This is a genomic window from Paraburkholderia sp. FW306-2-2C-D06C (assembly GCF_058781505.1).
In genome coordinates this window covers 33740-46537 of record NZ_JBYSWU010000035.1, presented here as the reverse complement: position 1 = coordinate 46537, position 12798 = coordinate 33740, and the positions used below count along the sequence as shown (strand labels likewise).

9 protein-coding genes are annotated in these 12798 nt (G+C 63.1%); 8 read left to right on the top strand and 1 reads right to left on the bottom strand.

Annotation, left to right across the window (positions count from 1 at the left end; all coding sequences use genetic code 11):
* Positions 1-44: 44 nt before the first annotated feature.
* The 7 genes from AC3WLT_RS24055 to AC3WLT_RS24025 all read left to right on the top strand — a co-directional run bounded on the left by AC3WLT_RS24055 (position 45) and on the right by AC3WLT_RS24025 (position 9657).
* Positions 45-2108, top strand: a complete 2064-nt coding sequence (locus tag AC3WLT_RS24055) for an oxidoreductase (protein WP_492594180.1) — start codon at positions 45-47, stop codon at positions 2106-2108.
* Positions 2109-2110: 2 nt separating this feature from the next.
* Positions 2111-4024 carry a (Fe-S)-binding protein gene (locus AC3WLT_RS24050; RefSeq protein WP_492594179.1) on the top strand — a complete coding sequence of 638 codons (1914 nt, stop codon included), beginning with the start codon at positions 2111-2113 and terminating at the stop codon, positions 4022-4024.
* Between the two features lie 4 nt (positions 4025-4028).
* The gene (locus tag AC3WLT_RS24045) at positions 4029-5198 is read left to right on the top strand and encodes an electron transfer flavoprotein subunit alpha/FixB family protein (RefSeq protein WP_492594178.1); all 1170 of its coding nucleotides are present in this window, start codon (positions 4029-4031) and stop codon (positions 5196-5198) included.
* The gene (locus AC3WLT_RS24040) at positions 5195-6028 is read left to right on the top strand and encodes an adenine nucleotide alpha hydrolase family protein (RefSeq protein WP_492594177.1); all 834 of its coding nucleotides are present in this window, start codon (positions 5195-5197) and stop codon (positions 6026-6028) included. Before AC3WLT_RS24045 ends, AC3WLT_RS24040 begins: the two co-directional genes overlap by 4 nt.
* Before the next feature lie 73 nt (positions 6029-6101).
* On the top strand, positions 6102-7415 hold the full coding sequence (locus tag AC3WLT_RS24035; RefSeq protein WP_492594176.1) for an aromatic ring-hydroxylating oxygenase subunit alpha: 1314 nt from the start codon (positions 6102-6104) through the stop codon (positions 7413-7415).
* Between the two features lie 33 nt (positions 7416-7448).
* Positions 7449-8669, top strand: a complete 1221-nt coding sequence (locus AC3WLT_RS24030; RefSeq protein WP_492594175.1) for an FAD-binding oxidoreductase — start codon at positions 7449-7451, stop codon at positions 8667-8669.
* 130 nt (positions 8670-8799) lie between these two features.
* Positions 8800-9657 (top strand): glycine betaine ABC transporter substrate-binding protein, encoded by an 858-nt coding sequence (locus tag AC3WLT_RS24025; protein ID WP_492594174.1) that lies wholly within the window; start codon positions 8800-8802, stop codon positions 9655-9657.
* Positions 9658-9979: 322 nt separating this feature from the next.
* Here AC3WLT_RS24025 and purU read toward each other — a convergent pair whose 3' ends face one another.
* Positions 9980-10855 (bottom strand): formyltetrahydrofolate deformylase, encoded by an 876-nt coding sequence (gene purU / locus AC3WLT_RS24020; protein ID WP_492594173.1) that lies wholly within the window; start codon positions 10853-10855, stop codon positions 9980-9982.
* A gap of 460 nt (positions 10856-11315) precedes the next feature.
* On the opposite strand from purU, the gene AC3WLT_RS24015 reads away from it, so the two are divergent.
* Positions 11316-12698 (top strand): DUF1329 domain-containing protein, encoded by a 1383-nt coding sequence (locus AC3WLT_RS24015; RefSeq protein WP_492594172.1) that lies wholly within the window; start codon positions 11316-11318, stop codon positions 12696-12698.
* Positions 12699-12798 lie beyond the last annotated feature (100 nt).

The window sequence follows — 12798 nt, the reverse complement described above, 5'->3', positions numbered from 1 at the left end:
ACGCAAACAGCCTATCCATTCCGAGCATTCCGAGGTCGATCGCGATGCGTTACCCGAACCTTTTCAAGCCTCTCACGCTGAACCAGTTGACCTTGCGCAACCGCATCGTCAGCACCGCGCACGCCGAGGTGTATGCGGAGCCCGGCGGTCTGCCGGGCGACCGTTATATCCGTTACTACGAGGAGAAGGCGAAGGGCGGTGTCGGCCTTGCCGTGTGCGGCGGGTCGAGCCCGGTTTCGATCGACAGCCCGCAAGGCTGGTGGAAGTCGGTGAATCTCTCGACCGACAGGATCATCGATCCGCTCGCGCGCCTCGCCGAAGCGATGCATCGGCACGGCGCGAAGATCATGATCCAGGCCACCCACATGGGGCGCCGTTCGGCATTTCACGGCGAGCATTGGCCGCATCTGATGTCGCCGTCCGGCGTGCGTGAGCCGGTGCACCGCGGCAACGCCAAGATCATCGAAGTGGAAGAGATCCGGCGCATCATCGGCGACTTTGCTGCGGCCGCGAAGCGCGTGAAGGATGCGGGCATGGACGGCATCGAAATCTCGGCGGCGCACCAGCATCTGATCGACCAGTTCTGGAGCCCACGCACGAATTTCCGTACCGACGAATGGGGCGGTTCGCTCGAAAACCGTCTGCGTTTCGGCACCGAGGTTCTGAAGGCAGTGCGCGAAGCGGTGGGCGCGGATTTCTGCGTCGGCTTGCGCATGTGCGGCGACGAATTCCATGAAGACGGCCTCGATCATGAACAACTGAAAGAGATCGCCCAAGCGATGTCGGAGACTGGGCTGATCGACTATCTCGGCGTGATCGGTTCGGGCGCGGATACGCACAACACGCTCGCCAACTGCATGCCGCCGATGGCGCTGCCGCCCGAGCCGTTCGTGCATCTCGCCGCCGGCATCAAGTCGGTGGTGAAGCTGCCGGTGATGCACGCGCAAAGCATCCGCGACGCTGGCCAGGCGGAACGGCTGCTGGCGAGCGGCATGGTCGATCTGGTCGGTATGACGCGCGCGCAGATCGCCGATCCGCATATGGTCATCAAGATCCGCGACGGGCGTGAAGACGAGATCAAGCAGTGCGTCGGCGCGAATTACTGTATCGACCGGCAGTACAACGGCCTCGACGTGCTGTGCGTGCAGAACGCGGCGACTTCGCGCGAAGCAACCATGCCGCACGTGATCGCGAAGACGCGCGGGCCGAAGCGCAAGGTGGTCGTGGTCGGTGCGGGTCCGGCCGGACTCGAAGCGGCGCGCGTGGCGAAATCGCGCGGTCACGATGTGGTGCTGTTCGAGAAGAACGACTACGTCGGCGGCCAGATCATGCTGGCTGCGAAGGCGCCGCAGCGCGAGCAGATGGCCGGCATCGTGCGCTGGTTCGACATGGAGACGAAGCGGCTTGGCGTCGATCGCCGTCTGGGCGTCGCGGCCGATGAAAAAACCATCATGGCCGAGCAGCCGGACATCGTCGTGCTGGCGACGGGCGGTTCGTCGTTCACGTCGCAAGTGGCCGCGTGGGGCGTCGAGGAAGGGCTCGCGGTGAGTTCGTGGGATGTGCTCTCGGGCAAGGTCGAGCCGGGCAAGAACGTGCTCGTCTATGACGGCGTCAGCACGCACGCCGGCGCGGGCGTCGCGGATTTCATGTCGAGCCGCGGCTCCAATGTCGAGATCGTGACGCCGGACGTGAAGGTGGCCGACGATGTCGGCGGCACTACGTTCCCGATCTTCTATCGCCGCCTTTATGCGCAGGGTGTGATCCACACCCCGAACTACTGGCTCGACAAGGTGTACGAGGAAGACGGCAAGAAGATTGCCGTGATCCGCAACGAGTACACAGAGGAGCAGGAAGAGCGCGCGGTCGATCAGGTGGTGATCGAGAACGGCAGCACGCCCAATGACGCGTTGTACTGGAAGCTCAAACCCGAATCCGTGAATCGCGGCCAGGTCGATGTGCACAAGCTCTTCGCGTCCGAGCCGCAGCCTTCCTTGAGCGAAGAACTCGGCAACGGGCGCTTCCTGCTGTTCCGCGTCGGCGATTGCATTTCAATGCACAACATTCACGGCGCAATTTACGACGCGCTGCGCCTTTGCAAGGATTTCTGACGATGAGCCCCGTGTTTGTCATCACCGTCCTGCTGTGGGTGTCAGTGGCCGGTCTGGCGTTCGCGCTCGCCAAACGCGCGGCTTACTGGCGCGAGGGCCGCGCCACGGCGGCGGGCGCGTACGGCTGGACCAACCTGCTGGCGATCCCCAAGCGCTATTTCGTCGATCTGCATCATGTGGTCGCGCGTGATCCGTACATTGCGAAGACGCACGTCGCGACCGCAGGCGGCGCGATTCTCGCGATGGCGCTGGTGTTCGTCAACTATGGCCTCGCGATCTACTCGCCGTGGCTCGATAAGCTGATCTTTCTGGCGGCGCTCGTGATGCTGGTCGGCGCGGTGTTCGTCTGGCGTCGCCGGCATGGCGCGAAGGCGGTGCCGGCGCGGCTCTCGCGCGGGCCGTGGGATCATCTGCCGCTGTTGCTGGGTTCGTTCGCACTGGGCCTGGCGCTGTTCATCGCGTTACCCGCGGCGGCGATGTCGGGTGCGCTCGCGATCATCGTCGCGTTGCTGATTGCGGCGGGTGCTTTCACGATGACGTTCGGTGCGGCCCGCGGCGGTCCGATGAAGCACGCGCTCGCCGGGCTCTTGCATCTCGCGTTTCACCCGCGTCAGGAGCGCTTCGCCGAGCGCAACGACAACGACGTCGTGCCGCCGACCGCGCTGAAGGCGCCGCTGCTCGACGCGAAGGAATACGGCGTCGGCAAGCCAGTGGAGTTCCGCTGGAACCAGTTGCTGAGCTTCGACGCCTGCGTGCAATGCGGCAAGTGCGAGGCGGCGTGTCCCGCGTTTGCCGCAGGCCAGCCGCTCAATCCGAAGAAGCTGATTCAGGATCTCGTCACCGGGATGGTGGGTGGCACCGATGCCGCTTATGCCGGCAGCCCGACGCCCGGCATTCCGGTCGGCCAGCACAGCGGTGCGCCAGGCAAGCCGCTGATCTCGACCTTGATCGAAGCGGATACGCTGTGGTCTTGCACGACTTGCCGCGCCTGCGTGCAGGAATGCCCGATGCTGATCGAGCACGTCGATGCGATCGTCGACATGCGGCGTAATCAGACGCTCGTCGAAGGCAGCGTGCCGGGCAAGGGACCGATCACGCTCGCGAATCTGCGCGAGACCGGCAGCGCGAACGGCTACGACATCGGCGCGCGTTACGACTGGGCCGTCGATCTGCAAGTTCAGGTGGCACAGCCGGGGCGGCCGGTGGACGTGCTGCTGATCGCGGGCGAAGGCGCGTTCGACATGCGTTATCAGCGCACGCTGCGCGCGCTGGTGAAGGTGCTGAACCGCGCGGGCATCGACTACGCGGTGCTCGGCGGCGTCGAGACCGATACCGGCGACACGGCGCGGCGTCTGGGCGACGAAGCGACTTTCCAGCAGCTCGCGCAAAAACTGATCGGCACGCTCTCGCAATACTCGTTCGGCAAGATCGTCACCGCCGATCCGCACGTGCTGCACAGTCTGCGCAACGAATATCGCGCGCTCGGCGGTTTCTACGAAGTGCAGCATCACACCGCGTTGATCGAAGAGCTGGTCGCGAGCGGCAAACTGTCGCCACGCGCGGTGGCCGCGTTCGCGGACCGCAAGATCACCTATCACGACCCGTGCTATCTGGGCCGCTATAACGGTGAGACGGAAGCGCCGCGCCGCCTGTTGAAAACCATCGGCATCAAGGTGGTGGAAATGGAGCGCAACGGCATGCGCGGGCGTTGCTGCGGTGGCGGCGGCGGTGCGCCGTTGACCGACATCCCCGGCAAGAAGCGCATTCCGGACATCCGCATCGACGATGCGCGCGCGGTCGGCGCCGAGATCGTCGCGGTGGGTTGCCCGAACTGCACGGCGATGCTCGAAGGTGTGGTCGGCCCGCGTCCGGAAGTGCTCGACGTCGCCGAACTGGTTGCAGCGGCGCTGGAGTAACGCGATGAACAATCTCAAACGAATCGATCCGCGCCGGCCGTTCACGATTACGGCAGAGGGACTCAAACGGATCACGCTCGGCATGATCGGTGCGGCGGGCTCGATGGAATTCGCGGCGCTTGGCGCGTCGCATCGCGAGCAGGCCAGGCCGCGCCGCACGACGGCCGTGCCGCTCCGTTCGCTGCTGGTCGCCGCGCACGCGGACCGTGGCGCACTGGACGACCACGCGCGCCAGACTCTGACCGCCGCCGCGCTAATCGCCGATGCCCAAACCGAAGTCGTGCTGCTCGTGTTCGGCGAGTTCAACGGCGATGCTGCCGCGTTCGGCGCAGACAAGCTGATCGAGTTGCCGATGTTCGACCGCCGCACCTTTGCGCCTCTGGACGAACTCAACGCGTTGGCCGCTTGCGTGGCCGCCTATGCGCCCGCGCACATCTTCATGCCCGACAACGCAACCGGCGACGGCGACCTCGGCCGCCGTTACGCCGCTACCGCGAACGCGAGCGTCGCGACGCATGTCGTCGAGATCGACGCGGCGCACGTCGCGACTTATATCCAGGCCAATACAGCGTTTGCCGCGCGCGCGCTACCCGAGGTCGTGCTGCTCGCACCGAATGCAGTCGATCCAAAACTGCCGTTTGTCGGCGCGGGTGAGCGGGTCGTGTGGCGTTTCGACGGCGCGACTGCTTCGCCCAAAGGCGCCGTTCGCGACCTCGGTATCGAGGAAATCGACGCCGCCCAACTCGCGCTCGAAGAAGCGGATTTCATCGTATCGGCGGGTAACGGCGTGAGCGACGTCGCCGCGTTCGAGCGTCTGGCGGCCACCTTGGGCGCCGCGATCGGCGCGAGCCGCGTCGCCGTGGACGACGGCAAGTTCACCCGCGACAAGCAGATCGGCGCGACCGGCAAGACTGTCGAAGCGAGTGTCTATATCGCGTTCGGCATCTCCGGCGCGGTCCAGCATTTGCAAGGCATCAAGGATTGCCGGCATGTGATCGCCGTGAACCTCGACGCGAGCGCGCCGATTGCCAGGCGCGCCAATCTGACCGTGATTGCTGACGCGCAGGAAACCATCGCGGCGCTGACCGAAGCCGCGGCCGCTGCGCGCAGCGCACGCGGCACCGGCGCGGCGCTGCAGAATTCCGCGGCCGTCGCGGAAGGAGCCATCGCATGAAAATCGCCGTACTGGTTTCCGTGGGCCGCCATCCGGTCAGCGGCACCGCGCGCTACAGCCGCAACGATGCCGCCGCGCTCACCATCGCGCTCTCGCTCGCAAAGACGCATGGCGCAACGCTCGATGTGCTGCATGCAGGCGATCCGGCCAATCCCGCCTTAAAGGAATATCTCGCGCTCGGGGCGCGCTGTGTCGAGGTGCTCGACGTGCCCTCGGCGCCTGAGTTGCAGGGCGATACAGCAGCGCCGCTTGCCGCGCGCCTGCAAGGCTACGACCTCGTGCTGACCGGCACCCGCGCGGAAGGCGCGTTCGATAGCGGCATGCTGCCGTATCGCGTCGCGAATGCGCTGGAGCTTCCGCTGGTGGGCGCGGCAGTCGATCTGACGATCCGCGACGGCTGCGCGGAAGTCCGGCAATTCATGCCGAAGGGCTTGCGCCGGCGCGTCGAAGTCAAGCTGCCGGCGCTGGTCGCCGTGCATCCGCTCGCCAACGCCGCGCCCAGCTACGCGTACGCACGGCTGCGCGAAGGCATGATCCGCCCGGTCGCGACGCAGGCCAGCGGCCCGGACACCGGAAGCGCGGATGCTGGAAGCCCGGACGCCGGGAGCCTGGCCGCCGGCCACGCCGAACACCTCGCCTGGACGACCCGCGCGGCGAGCGCCAAACCGGTGCGCCTCGCCGCCGCCGAAAAGCGTTCCGGGCATGCCCGCATGCTGTCGGCGACAACGACCGAAAGCCGCGGCGGCAGCGTCGTAATTGAAGGGAGTTCCGTCGAAAAAGCACAAGTGATTCTCGCGTATTTGCGCGAGCATCAACTCGTGGATTACTGATTTCCGGTTCGGGCCAGCATGCGACCAGGAGGGCCTGGCGCAGCGCCAGACGTGACATGCAACGGAGCACACAATGAAAATTTCGGCAGACGTTCGCGCAATGATCGAACGCCGCAAAAAGAGCTACACGCTGGAAGCGCCGTTCTACACGAGCGAGGAGATTTTCGCGCTCGACATGGACGCGATTTTCCGGCGACACTGGATTCAGGTCGCCGTCGAACCGGATGTGCCGGAACCCGGCGACTACATCACAGTGGAAATCGGCACCGACTCGATCCTGATCGTGCGCGACGACGACATGCAGGTGAGGGCGTTCCACAACGTCTGCCGCCACCGCGGATCGCGGCTGTGCAATACGGATAAAGGCTCAATCGGCAATATCGTCTGCCCGTATCACAGCTGGACCTACAACCTGAACGGCGACCTGATGTTCGCCGAGCACATGGGTGACCAGTTCGACCGCTGCAAACATAGCCTGAAGGCGGTCCACCTCGAGAGTCTGGCAGGCCTCATTTTTATCTGTCTGGCGGACACGCCGCCCGCGGACTTCGCCGTGGTGCGCGCCGCGATGGAGCCGTATCTGCTGCCGCACGATCTGGCCGGCTGCAAGGTCGCGGCTTCGATCGACATCATCGAGGAAGGCAACTGGAAGCTCACGATGGAGAACAACCGCGAGTGCTATCACTGCGTCGCGAACCATCCTGAACTGACGATTTCCCTCTATGAATACGGTTTCGGCTATCAACGCACGCCGGATAACGAAGAAGGCATGGCCGCGTTCGAAGCGACCGTCGCGCGCCGGGCTGCGCAATGGGAGGCGATGAAACTGCCGTCGGCGGAAATCGAACGGCTTGCCGATCTCGTCACTGGTTTCCGTACGCAACGCTTGCCGCTCGATCGGGACGGCGAATCGCAGACACTGGACGCACGCGTCGCGTCGAAGAAACTGCTCGGCGGATTCGAGCAGGCCGACCTCGGCGGCTTGTCGTTCTGGACGCAGCCGAATTCGTGGCATCACTTCATGAGCGACCACATCGTGAGCTTCTCGGTGATTCCGCTCTCCGCGGGCAAAACCCTGGTGCGCACCAAGTGGCTCGTGCACAAGGACGCGCGCGAAGGCATCGATTACGACGTGAACAATCTCACGGCGGTGTGGCGCGCGACGAACGATCAGGACCGTGCGCTCGTCGAGTACTCGCAACGCGGCGCGACGAGCAGCGCCTATGAGCCGGGTCCGTATTCGCCGTTCACCGAAGGGCTCGTCGAAAAGTTCTGCGAGTGGTACATCGGCCGCATGGCGGATTACAGCAATGAACCCCAAACAGAAGATGCCGGCGGTACTGCGCCGGTTGCGCACGGCGAGAAAGTCGTGTCCTTCATGCGCTGAGCGCGACGCCGCAACCAGGAGCGGGAGAAATCAATGATGCGCGATCAGGCGACGTTTCAACTCAGCCCGGAGCCGGCAGCAAACCGCGTCACCCAACCGCGGTTCTGGGAGACGCTGCCCGCGCGCTGGGACAGCGACACCGACGATACGCTGGTGTGCTGCCAGGTCCGCCAGGAAACGCACGACGTCAAGAGCTTTTTCTTCCGCGCGCCATCCGAACGGGCGTTCGTGTTCGAGCCGGGACAGTTCATTACGCTGGAACTCGATATCGACGGCGAGGCGGTGAATCGCTGCTACACGATCTCGTCGCCGCCGACGCGCCCGCACACCATCTCGATCACCGTCAAGCGTGTGCCGGGCGGCAAGGTGTCGAACTGGCTGCACGACAATCTGCACGCCGGCATGCAGGTTCGCGTGCTCGGGCCAGCCGGCGAATTCACCTGCGCGCGGCACCCGGCGCGCAAGTTCCTGTTCCTCTCGGCGGGCTCGGGCATCACGCCGCTCATGTCGATGAGCCGCGCGCATCACGAACTCGGCGAGGACAGCGATATCGTGTTCGTGCACAGCGCGCGCACGCCGGACGACATCATCTTCGCGCGCGAGCTGGATCTGATCGCGTCGAATCAGGCCAATTTCCGCACGGCGTTCGTTTGCGAACGGCTGGGTGCCCGCACCAACTGGCCGGGTGTCACGGGTTTTCTGACCTTGCCGCTCCTGAAGCTCATTGCACCGGATTTTCTCGATCGCGAGATTTTCACCTGCGGTCCCGCGCCCTATATGCAGGCGGTGCGCAACCTGCTGGACGAGGGCGGCTTCGATCGCCGCCGTTATCACGAGGAAAGCTTTTCGTTCGAGACGCTTGGTGAGGTTGCTGAGCAGTCTGAGCAGTCGACGACCGCTCGCGTCGCGGATGCGTTGCCCACTGCGGAGAGTTTCGCGGATGCAGGTGAACAGGCGCTGGGTGTCGCGCTGGCTCCCGTCGAGACGGAAATAAAATTCAAGGTGAGCTTCGCGAAGAGCCATCGCGAGATCGAATGCGGCAGCGGCCAGCACGTGCTCGACGCCGCCAAAAAAGCCGGCGTGCGGCTCCCGGCGTCGTGCACGCAAGGTATGTGCGGCACCTGCAAGGTGAAGCTGGTGTCGGGCGAGGTGGAGATGAAACACGCGGGCGGAATTCGTCAGCGCGAGATCGATCAGGGGATGGTGCTGCTGTGTTGTAGCAAGCCGCTGAGCGATCTTGTCGTGGATAAGTAAGAAGAATAAAACGAGGGAAGGGAAGTCGCGTCCTGACAAATGGATGTCGGAAATGAACGTTACCCAGCAATTCTGGCTGGCGATTCTAAATGCTCAATGGGTAGTTTGGACGGAGAACGGGAGAACGGCGATGAGACTGATCAGAAAGGTATTGGTATTGAGCGCGTTGGGCACGGCGCTGGCTGCCGCGAGCGTGGGTGTATCGGCCGATGCGAAGCCGACCATCAAGATCGGCTACGTGGAAGGCTGGGATGACAGCGTCGCGACCTCGAATGTGGCCGCGCGCGTGATCGAGAAGCGGCTCGGTTATCAGGTGCAGCTCGTGCCGGTCGCAGCCGGTGTGATGTGGCAGGGCGTGGCGCGCGGCGACCTCGACGCGACATTGTCCGCATGGCTGCCGGTGACTCATGGCGCGTACTGGAATAACTTCAAGGAGAAGGTGGTCGACCTCGGCCCGAACTTCAACGATGCGAAGATCGGCCTGATCGTGCCCGAGAATGCGGACGTGACTACCGTCGGCGATCTGGAAGCGAAGAAGGCTGAATTCGGCTCGCGCATTGTCGGTATCGATGCCGGCGCGGGCGTGATGCAGAAGACCAGCGAAGCGATCAAGGCCTACAACCTCAATTATCAGCTGATGCCGAGTTCGGGCAGCGCGATGACCGCGGAACTGGCACGCTCGGAAGCGGCGAGCAAGCCGATCATCGTGACCGGTTGGAAGCCGCACTGGATGTTCGCGAAGTACAAGCTCAAATTCCTCGACGATCCGAAGAAAGTGTTTGGCGATGCAGAGCATGTGGATAGCGTCGTGAACCCGGATCTCGAGAAGAAGGCGCCGCCGGTGGTTGCGTTCCTCAAGAAGTTTCAGTGGAAACCGGGCGAGATCGACAGCGTGATGCTGGCCACGCAAAACGGCGAGAAGCCGACGGCTGCTGCCGACGCGTGGATCGGTGCGCATGCGGATCGTGTGGATAGCTGGGTGAAGTGACCTGATGTGACCTGATTGACTGCCGCTGCGACGGTAACCCCGAAGACGCACAAAGAGGACAGCAAAGAGGCGCGATTGCTCGCGCCTCTTTTATTCGCCCTGCCTGTTACAACAAGAAGCGCCATCTATTGCACACCGCTGCCATTGCGGAGTGATCCCCAGCGGTCTCACAGAACCAAGGGCCGCGTCTGTATAGGTCTGCACGTCGCTGGCCGCGATTGACATATGCATGAAGTCGATGTCAGCGCGTACAGGCCCGGCGGCCTCAGCTGCCACATCTTGAATGTTCATCACGTAGCCCGCGCTGCGGGCCATCCACGTTTTATTGCAGCACCACCGTCCGGTCGCCGTTGATGAACACCCGCCGCTCGATGAACGCCTTCACGGCCCGCGCAAGCGTGATGCACTCCACGTCGCGTCCCGTCGCGAGCAACCGCTCCGGGCTGTATGAGTGATCGACGCGTTCCACGACCTGCTCGATGATCGGGCCTTCGTCGAGATCGTCGGTGACGAAATGCGCGGTCGCGCCGATCAGCTTCACGCCGCGCGCGTGCGCCTGATGATAAGGTTTCGCGCCCTTGAAGCCGGGCAGAAACGAATGATGGATATTGATCGCGCGCGCCGCGAGCGCGCGGCTCGTCTCGCCGGACAGAATCTGCATGTAGCGTGCGAGGATCATCAATTCGGCGCCCGACGTCTCGAACAGATCGAGCAGACGGGCCTCCTGTTGCGGCTTGGTGCCGGCGCTGATCGGCAGATGATGGAACGGCAAACCGTGCTGTTGCGCGAGCGCTTCGAGGTCCCGGTGATTCGAGCCGATGCCGACGATATCCATTTTCAGCTCGCCCATGCGCCAGCGGAACAGCAGATCGGCGAGGCAGTGCTCCAGCTTCGACACCATGATCAGCACCTTCGGCCGTGTGCCGACGTCGTGCATCGCCCACGTCATCTGAAAACGCTCGGCGATCGGTTCGAATTCGCTCCGTAACGCGCCCGCGTGCAGCGTCTCGTTGCGCTCGACGCCATGAAACACGCACCGCACGAAGAAGCGCTCGCTGAGATCGTCGTCGAACACGGTCAGTTCGTCGATATAGCAATGATGCCGGTCGAGAAAGCCGACGACGGCGGCGACCTGGCCCGCTGCGCTCGGACACGCGACGGTGAGAACCAGTTGATCGGGACGGGAATCGGCGGACATGCGGTCTCCACTTAGGCGATGGGGTTGCGCCGCGGGACGCGGCATGCATCGTCGAAGTAGAGCAAATCAGCGGTTCACGCGGATAGAAGCTAACCGCCGTCGCGCTGGAATGGGAGCGTCAGCGGCTATTTGGCGTCGAGCCCGCATTGGCCGGGCAGAGACGCCATCACGGTCATCAAATGCCGCTTGCCGAAAGCTGTTTGTTTGCAAGGCAACGACGTTGGCCGTACGCCCCGATGGGCATGTCGCATTTGCTCAAGGAAGCGTCGCAAACGGGCAGCATGCGGATTTTTAGCGAGACAAATATGTCATCACGGGTGCCGCTTCCCGCTTCCCGATTTCTGCTTCCCCGTTTCTCCGCTTGTCTGTCCGATGGTCCGTTGACGCCGCTTACTGTGCGCTGTGAAGCGTGGCGTCGTAGGGTAAAAAATATTCGCAGCTGTCTGGAAGGAGATTAACAATGAAGGTTCGTCAAGCAGTCATTGCCCTCGCCACACTGGGCTTCATTTCCACCGCTGCGTGGCCGCTGACGCCGGACGACGTAGCCAAGCTTGGCCAGGATCTGACGCCGACCGGCGCGGAGAAAGCCGGCAGCAAGGACGGTGCGATTCCCGCATTCTCGGGTGACGCCAAACCCGCAGCCGGTTGGGCCTATGGCAAGCTGCGTGAAGACTACTGGAAGTACAAAAGCGAGAAGCCCGTCGTCGTGATCGACGCGTCAAACGTAGACAAGTATGCGGACAAACTGACCCCCGGCCAGGTCCAGATGCTCAAGCAGGTCAAGGGATACACGATGCCGGTGTATCCGACGCATCGCGAATGCGGACTGCCGGACTTCGTCGCCGACAACACCCGCAACGGTGCACTGAAGTCGTCGATTGCGAAGGACGGCTGGTCCCTGGAGAACGCGACGCTGCCGAGCGTGCCATTCCCGATTCCGCAGACCGGGATTCAAGTCATGTGGAACTGGCTAATGCGCTACCAGGGTGTGGCCGCGGAGTGGCCGGACGGGTACACGGTTGTTTCGCCGCGTCCGGGCACAAGTCAATCGATCGTCACACGCTGGAACCAGCTGGTCTACTATCCGTGGGCGAAGAAGGGGCAGCACTCGCCGCAAGACGAGCAAGGTCTGCAGAATGGCTTCTATTACCTTTACACCGAACCGGCGGCGTTGGCGGGCCAAGGTACGATGCAGCGGTATTACTTCAGCAAGGATACGGACACCTACTACTATTTCACCGGCCAGCGCCGCGTGCGCCGCCTGCCGGCCTACGCATACGATGCGCCGCTAATCGGATACGAGAACCAGTATCCAGCGGACATCTCGTTCGTGTTCTATGGCAACCCGGACCGTTTCGACTGGAAGCTCATCGGCAAGAAGGAAGTTTATGTGCCGTATGACGGTTTCGCAATGCAGCGCTTCGGCACGAAACTGACTGCCGCAATGGGTCAGAGCTTTGTCAATGCGGACATGCGCCGCTACGAACTGCACCGCGTGTGGGAAATCGAAGGCACGGTCAAAGCGGGCGTTCGCCATTCGACGCCGAAGAAGACGCTCTACGTCGACGAGGACAGCTGGCTCGTGGCGGTGGGCGACGACTACGATGCGCAGGGCAAGATCTGGAAGGCGAAAGAGAACTACATCACGCCGGAATGGGAGATCGGTGCCTGCGCGTCGTCCGCGTCCGTCTATAACGACTTGATCAGCGGACGCTACGTGTTCGACGAAACCATCGTCGGCACAGGCAAGGATCTGAAATTCTATTCGCCTGGCGCTAGCGACCCTCGTCTGACCAACCAATACTTCACCGGCGAAAATCTAAGCGCAATCAGCGATCGCTGAGCGAAAATCGGCCGTCAAAACGATTTGCATCACGCTTAACGACTATGGCGTGATGCACCTCGAGTTTTCAATAATATAAGCATATCTAATCAACGCCAGC

Coding starts and splice junctions, on each gene's coding strand:
- AC3WLT_RS24055 (WP_492594180.1), top strand. CDS start 45: ATGCGTTACCCGAACCTTTTCAAGCCTCTCACGCTGAACCAGTTGACC.
- AC3WLT_RS24050 (WP_492594179.1), top strand. CDS start 2,111: ATGAGCCCCGTGTTTGTCATCACCGTCCTGCTGTGGGTGTCAGTGGCC.
- AC3WLT_RS24045 (WP_492594178.1), top strand. CDS start 4,029: ATGAACAATCTCAAACGAATCGATCCGCGCCGGCCGTTCACGATTACG.
- AC3WLT_RS24040 (WP_492594177.1), top strand. CDS start 5,195: ATGAAAATCGCCGTACTGGTTTCCGTGGGCCGCCATCCGGTCAGCGGC.
- AC3WLT_RS24035 (WP_492594176.1), top strand. CDS start 6,102: ATGAAAATTTCGGCAGACGTTCGCGCAATGATCGAACGCCGCAAAAAG.
- AC3WLT_RS24030 (WP_492594175.1), top strand. CDS start 7,449: ATGATGCGCGATCAGGCGACGTTTCAACTCAGCCCGGAGCCGGCAGCA.
- AC3WLT_RS24025 (WP_492594174.1), top strand. CDS start 8,800: ATGAGACTGATCAGAAAGGTATTGGTATTGAGCGCGTTGGGCACGGCG.
- purU (WP_492594173.1), bottom strand. CDS start 10,855: ATGTCCGCCGATTCCCGTCCCGATCAACTGGTTCTCACCGTCGCGTGT.
- AC3WLT_RS24015 (WP_492594172.1), top strand. CDS start 11,316: ATGAAGGTTCGTCAAGCAGTCATTGCCCTCGCCACACTGGGCTTCATT.